Origin of the sequence: Luteimonas salinisoli (assembly GCF_013425525.1) — a bacterium.
Taxonomy (GTDB): Bacteria; Pseudomonadota; Gammaproteobacteria; order Xanthomonadales; family Xanthomonadaceae; genus Luteimonas; species Luteimonas salinisoli.
The window spans coordinates 1-6,629 of record NZ_JACCKA010000084.1 but is presented as its reverse complement, the minus strand read 5'-3'; the positions used below and the strand labels follow the sequence as shown (position 1 = coordinate 6,629).

Sequence of the window (6,629 nt, the reverse complement as noted above, 5' to 3'; positions counted from 1 at the left end):
GTGAATTTGCTCTTGCGCATCGGTGGCCTCCTGGGCGGTAGTGTGCCCGGAGACCTCCAGCTACCGCTGGACCGATTTTAGGGGGAGGCGACACACGGGCGTGATGGGCAAACGCTCTTCCGTAGGAGCGGCCCATGGCAGCGAAAGCCGCGGCGATTCCGCTTGGATCGGCAACGACCCGGCCGGGCCACCCGGACCGGTTTTTGCTATGCGTCGTGCGCCGAAGCGCGATCTTTTTCCTCTACGTCGACGCGCCGGCCAGCATCAGTTCCGCAACCGATTCCCCCAGCGGCGCGCCGCCCGGCCCGAAACGCCGCTCGGCGAAGAGCAGCCGCGACCCCTCGACCAGGATCACGCTGCTGCATCTGGTCCCGTATTCCGCGCCCGCGACGAACGGCGGCGACAGCGCGCGTTCGAGATCCCGTCCCACGCCCGTGTCCGGCAGTGCCGCATCCGGCGCCGGGGCGGCATCGGCCAGCGCCCCGAACAGTGGCGCCAGGCACGCGTGGTCGGCGAACGGATCGACGCGATGCGACAGTCCGCCCAGCCACCCCTCCAGCGCCCGCGTCGCAAGCGTGCTCTTCGGCCAGGGCGCATCGAAGGCGCCGTTGGACATCGCGTGGACCCCCGGCGAGACCGGTGCGTGCATCGGCTCGGGGTGGTTGCTGGCGAAGGCCAGGTCGTCGCCGTCCCAGGCGAGCAGGTTGAAGCGGCCGTACTCGTCCGCCCGCGGCAGCAGGTCCCGGACATGGGAGACGGCGGACTCCTCGGCCCGCACGAAGTCGCGCACCAGCCACCCGCGTGAACGCGGCGCAACCTCGGGCGCGGTGCCGCAACGCACATTGGTCACCGCCGCGAGCCGCCCATGTCGCGCCGCCTGAAGCCAGCTACCGCCCTGCACCAGGTCGCGTCCGCCGTACACGTGGAGCGCGTCGGGATCGGGCCCGGCGGCGGCGGTCGGCCGCGCATGGAGCTCGTCGCGGTTGGCGATCAGCACCAGCGGATAGCGCGGATGGACCTTCCAGGCGATGGCGATCAGGCACATGTGCCCCATCCTAGTCCAGGCGCGTCGCGGCCGCAGCCAGCGCCGGATTCGGTCGCGGCGGGCGCATTGACGGGCTAGAGCGTAGGTGGAGCCTGGTTCTGCGCCCACAGCCAGAAGGTGCCCCCGTAGTCGCTCTCGACGGCCGGAAACGTGTCGCCACGATTGAAGTGGCGACGCGCTCCCGACTGGGCGGGCGAATACCACCAGCCGGATCTTGGGCAGGTCTGGCCAGCTTCCATCCGGTCCTGGCCCGCCGGGTCCGCGGTGGGCAGGAGATCGGACAGTCCATCTTCGATCGAGCCTTCCGCGGCCCGTTCTACCAGCCTCCAGCTGCACTCCGCTTCGGACGTGTTCTGCATGGTCTCGGGATCGTAGCCGATGCTCGCAGGCGGGGCGGGCAGCCCTTCGACCATGAAAGCCGCGCAGCTGTCGTCGACCCGCGGAAGATAGATGCCTGTCTTGGCGACGGGCTCGCCGGTCTGGGCCGTCTGCGTCGCCGAAAGCACATACGCGCGCCACAGTGGCGGAGGGTCCAGTGTGCCCCGCGCGACCGGGTCGTAACGATTGCTCAGGTCTCCCTGTGTCCAGTACGCCCCCACGGTGAACTCGATGTTCGCGGCGTGTTCCACGGCGGTCGTGAGCCATCGCCAGAACTCGGCGCTTCCTCCGTCGACCTCGGCCAGAACCTGCGGCTCGTCCATCCAGTCCGAGCTGTAATCACGGGAAAAGCCTGCGAAATCGCTGTGCACCATGCCTGCGACACCTAGCGCCCGCATCTCGCCATGCGTCAACTGGATATAGGCGTTGTTGAGGCTGTCCGCCGTGTTCCGGAAAATGGGCAGGATCCTTTCCCCCCAGACGATGTCCGGTTGCTCGGGGAGCGGCCTGTCGCGGTAGTCGGGCGGGAGCTTGTTGACGAACGCCTCGAGACATCGCTCGGCGTGCCGCAGCATCCGTTCCCATGCGTCCCGCATCGCATCGAAGTACGCCTTCGAGCTGTATCGCTCCAGCAGGTGGATTTCTTGCGCCAGGAGTGGGGTGGGCATGCTCAGCTCCCGTACCAGTTTGTCGAGTCGCCGCGGCCTTCCACCACCTCCTGTATCCAGGTGAGGATCTCGGCGAGGATATCGCCCTCGGCCTGCTGGAGCGAAGTTGGCGGTCATGCGGCGTCTCTGTCTGAATTACCAAGTCAATCGAGGTGTTACCGCTGACAAGCGTTCCGGAATCGGATTCACGCAAAGAGAGCTTGTAGTCGCGTATTTCAACAGACGTGGAGCTGCTGAGCTCTTGGGGTACGAACAGTTCCGCGCCAGCAGGCGGTTAAACGCTACAAGTAGCCACGCTACACGTAGCCATAAGTAACGCAACTGCATTCATTTACTACTTTCCACCAAATGCGTAGAAAAAATTGATTCCAGGATTCAATGGTCGCGTATGAATGTAGGAATGCGCAATCTACGGAAATGTGTCGGACGATCGTTCGCAATCCGAGATCAACGGCTCGCCAAGTTGGCGAACGATGTTTCCGTCTTCGTCATACTCTGAGAATTCAATAGATCTCTTGCAGTAGCGTATTATCCCACTGGTTATTTCGGACTCGATAGTAGAAGCATTCTCCCAAGACAAGTAAGACGAGGCTAGTTTCGTAGAAATTGGGTGTCCTGAAGCGTCGTAGAACACAATGCTAGACGCTAGCCCGATTCCATCATCTCCGGTTCTCGGGTAAATGTACTGGACCCAAGGAGTTCCGTCGGTCACTCCAGCATTTGCGTCGACATAAGGAGGCGCATCCCATGGAGATTTTATCGACTCTGGAGAATCTGGGATGATTTCACCAGGAGGGCAGTTCGATTGAATGGATGGTACTGACTCGTATATGTTTGTAAAGTTCTCTCCGTTTATTTCATAATCTTGATCCAGGCTGAATGTGGCTCCTGAAGCATATTTATTGGCATCTAATCGTTGCAGGAAGTATCCACAATCCAAGTCATTTCGGACTTCGGCTGCGCAGCCTAATGGTGTAGTGAGTAGGAACGTCGTTGTGATAAGAATTGAAATCAATCTACCCATTTCTTTCCACCGTTGTTGGTGAGTAATTATGAAGGTACAAATGGTGGTGGTGATTCGAGTAGTGGCGTGAATGGTTTAGCAACTTCTTTCCACCTCCTATCGTATATTCTCAAGAGAGGAGACCGTGCCATCCGTACTTGTACAACGCATCATTAAATGTGTTCTGTCTCGTTTCATCCATCAGTTCTGGCTGGGTATTTATATGTAGACTTGGTTGCGTTTGTGTGGACTCATCGGAGCGAAGATACTTGAAGTCTCCATTTATTCCGTTTCTGTGAGAGCTGCTTCCTCCGATCGAATGGCCCAAGGCGTCGCTGAAACCATTGCAGGAAATGTCTTCGTAGCCCACATCTAGCATGGCACCAAGCAAGCTAGCTAGCGGCATGGTCCCGATGTACGGGCGAAGGGTGAGACGCTCGTCGTATTGGAAACCGAATTTTACGTCGCCGTTTGCGTAGTTGGCGATATTGCGAAGATCTACAAGATGCGACGTTCCATTTATCGCTCGATTTCCAGGGCCAACACGAGACGCTGAAGTGAACGTGTACTCGCCTATGTCGTGCTCCGCCCCGATGTTGTCGATGTATACGTAGCGGACCCTGTTTCTACGGTTTGAATTAATATGTTTCGGAGTGATTATCTCGATAAGCCCACTTTGTTGGTAGATTTTGTACGTTACGCAGTCCAGGGCCCTAGCTACGAAGTTTGAAACAATTGCCACGGGATGAAGATGATGTACGCTACTCGTCCGAGGAAATTCGTGGCCGCCCTTGACAGAGTCCCACCAGTTCAGCGTAGAGATTCGCTTCTTTTCCTGATTCCAGTCACCTTTTCTCGATTGCGGGATGTGCCGGTCGATTTCGTCCCACTTGCTCATCGGCCCGGACCACTCGCTTTCGTGTTCGACGATCAGGCGCGAAATGGCCTGGGCCAGCCACCGCTTGGCTAGAGCTTTGCGAATTTCATGCGGCGAGAGGTGGCCGTCCTTCTTCCCGCTCTCCGCCTGGTCGATGATGTCATAGAGCTTGTTGAACACCGGGCGGGTGTCGACCGGTGCGCCCGCGGCGGTCGACTCGCCTTCCTCGCTGGCTGTGGCCTAGCCCTGCTGCACGATATGGCGAGCATACAGCTGCGCCGGTGTGCTGGTTTCGCCCTTGACGATCTCGAATCCGGGCCAGCCCCAGGGCGAGCACAGGCGGACATTGGCTTGCCCCTTCTCTCGGGCCCAGCCGGTCCGGGGCGCGCCGTCTCCGGTGCCGACGTCGATCTCCCACCAGCGGGTGCCGTCGGCTTCGGTCGCAATCTTTTCCAGCAGCCTGATCTGCCTCACGCGAATGAAGCCGGCCTGCGGGCCGTGCACGGTCGGGCGGTCCTGCGGCAGCGGCGCGACAGGCGTGCCGGCGGGCACAGCCACGAAGCGGTTGCGGTAGCTCCCGCGTTCCAGTTCGGCCGAGGCGAGCAGGGCGGTGATGCCGCTGCCGAGGTTGTTGACCGCGCCGTGGGGTAGGTGCAGCGGCACAAATGCCTGGCCGCCGTGGGGCGGGTGTCGGGTCAGGGCGAAGGCGGTGCCGGTGGCTAGCGTGCGAGCGCGGCACGGATGGACGCGTACTCTTTGAAGGGGAAGGAGACCTCTACGCCTTCCCGGGTTCCATCGAGACCCGACCCAAGCTTGTCCTCGATATCGCGCGCTCTATGGAACTCCAGTTCGTTCCCTTCGACGGCAGATTTACGATAAGCATAGATTTTGTAGTAGGTGCCTTCGGTCCCGATTGCTGCATGATTGATCGGCCACGTCGCGATAATGAATAAGTCTCCTTCTTTATCCCCATCTGCATCGAGCGTAAAAACGGATGAAATTTCGGCAGCTCGACCCTCTGGTTCTATAGTTTCCAGATGCGCTGTTCGTACGCAGACGCCTGAGCGATAGGACAAGTAGATCTCGATATTAGGTTCTTCGTCTCGCTGGGGAACATAGAAGAACTGGATCAGCGATTCCCTAACTGGAAAGTCAATCTCTAGTGTCGGAGAAGCGAGGGTTAAGGAAGGGGAGAGGGATTTCTCGCTCGCTATTGAGGCATGCAGCAGCTGAGCGGCAGTAAATCCGAGTAAAATCGCAAATTGAGTGAAGATTCTCTTCATGGCTGAAAGCTTACTCGTCGATTGATGCGAAAACATCCGCGGCCCAGATGTTGGTGAAATGGCCGCGTCGTGCAGCGTAGCTGTTCGTATGGCGGTTGATGATCCTCGTGATCGAGTCGACATTTGCGTCCTCCGGTCCTCCATCGGCGATCCGATAGAGACCATGCCTAATCCAGAAGAATACCGCGGACTGAACCGCGTATCGCGCGGTACTTAAGGATCATCTGAACAACGTGGCTTGACGCAGTGATTCCAGTGTTCGGGGTCAACAAGCTCTCATCGCGACGCTCGTTGCGCCGTTTTCGGCGCATTTGGGCGGGGTTCCCCGCCCGGGGGACACACCTATCCCGTCGCCGGCAGCAAGTGCCGGCGCGCCATCCACAGATTCGACAACGCGAACAACGTCAGCATCTGGCCGGTGTTCTTCATCAATCCGCGGTAGCGCACCTTGATGTGGCGGAACTGCTGCTTCACCACCCGGAACGGGTGCTCGACCTTCGCCCGCAGGCTCGCCTTGTACTGCTCCCAACGCTCCGCGTACCGGCGGTCGCGCTTGTTCTTCATCGCGCGGATCTTCGAAGGCTTCTCCGCCACCACGAAAGCCGCCCGGACCTCCTGCAGTTCTTCGCGCTTGTCCATGCCGGCGTAGCCGCTGTCGCCGCGTACCGTGCCTTCCTTGCCGTGCAGCAGCTTGTGGACCTGGCTGATGTCGGCCGCGTTCGCCGCCGTGCATTCCACGTGGTGCACCAGCCCGGACTCCTCGTCCACGCCGATGTGCGCCTTCATCCCGAAGTACCACTGGTTGCCCTTCTTCGTCTGGTGCATTTCCGGATCCCGCTCGCCATCCTGGTTCTTCGTCGAGCTCGGGGCCGCGATGATCGTCGCATCCACGATCGTGCCCGCGCGCAAGCTCTGGCCCTTACGCGACAGATGCGCATTGACCTGCTCGAAGATCTGCCTGCCCAGGTCGTGCGTCTCGAGCAATCGCCGGAAGTTGAGGATTGTCGTCTCGTCCGGGATGCCGTCCAGCCCACCGAGCCCGGCGAACCGGCGCATCACCGGAGTGTCGTACAAGGCCTCTTCCATCGCCGGGTCGCTCAACGCGTACCACTGCTGCAGGAAGTGGACGCGCAGCATTGTGGCAAGTGGGTACGGTTGGCGGCCGGGGCGGCCCGTCTTCGGGTAGTGCGGCTCGATCAGCGCCAGCAGCGCCTTCCACGGCACCACCTGGTCCATCTCCGCCAGGAAGATCTCCTTGCGGGTCCGCTTGCCCTTGCCCAAGCCCTCGGCGTCACCGAACGTCAGCTGCATCGATCGCTGTCCCAATCAAGTTGCGCTATTGTCGCGCGGAACGGACGAGTTGTTCAGACCTTCC

General features: G+C 60.3%; 6 protein-coding genes. All 6 read right to left on the bottom strand.

Annotated elements, in window-relative coordinates:
* Positions 1-241 precede the first annotated feature (241 nt).
* Positions 242-1,045, bottom strand: a complete 804-nt coding sequence (locus H0E84_RS15005) for an NRDE family protein (RefSeq protein ID WP_180679458.1) — start codon at positions 1,043-1,045, stop codon at positions 242-244.
* A gap of 74 nt (positions 1,046-1,119) precedes the next feature.
* A complete protein-coding gene (locus tag H0E84_RS15000; RefSeq protein ID WP_180679457.1) occupies positions 1,120-2,091 on the bottom strand; it encodes a hypothetical protein in 972 nt (323 codons plus the stop codon).
* 1,133 nt (positions 2,092-3,224) lie between these two features.
* Positions 3,225-4,151, bottom strand: a complete 927-nt coding sequence (locus H0E84_RS14995) for a hypothetical protein (protein ID WP_180679456.1) — start codon at positions 4,149-4,151, stop codon at positions 3,225-3,227.
* 60 nt (positions 4,152-4,211) lie between these two features.
* Positions 4,212-4,634, bottom strand: a complete 423-nt coding sequence (locus H0E84_RS14990) for a hypothetical protein (RefSeq protein ID WP_180679455.1) — start codon at positions 4,632-4,634, stop codon at positions 4,212-4,214.
* A 56-nt stretch (positions 4,635-4,690) separates the two neighbouring features.
* Positions 4,691-5,254: a hypothetical protein gene (locus H0E84_RS14985; protein WP_180679454.1), complete on the bottom strand. Its 564-nt coding sequence runs from the start codon at positions 5,252-5,254 to the stop codon at positions 4,691-4,693.
* 342 nt (positions 5,255-5,596) lie between these two features.
* Entirely contained in the window at positions 5,597-6,565 is a 969-nt protein-coding gene (locus H0E84_RS14980; RefSeq protein WP_180677693.1) for an IS5 family transposase, read from the bottom strand.
* Between the last annotated feature and the right edge of the window lie 64 nt (positions 6,566-6,629).

Bases quoted from the DNA above. Each gene is read 5' to 3' on its own strand.
- H0E84_RS15000 (WP_180679457.1), bottom strand. From the start codon at position 2,091: ATGCCCACCCCACTCCTGGCGCAAGAAATCCACCTGCTGGAGCGATAC.
- H0E84_RS15005 (WP_180679458.1), bottom strand. From the start codon at position 1,045: ATGTGCCTGATCGCCATCGCCTGGAAGGTCCATCCGCGCTATCCGCTG.
- H0E84_RS14980 (WP_180677693.1), bottom strand. From the start codon at position 6,565: ATGCAGCTGACGTTCGGTGACGCCGAGGGCTTGGGCAAGGGCAAGCGG.
- H0E84_RS14985 (WP_180679454.1), bottom strand. From the start codon at position 5,254: ATGAAGAGAATCTTCACTCAATTTGCGATTTTACTCGGATTTACTGCC.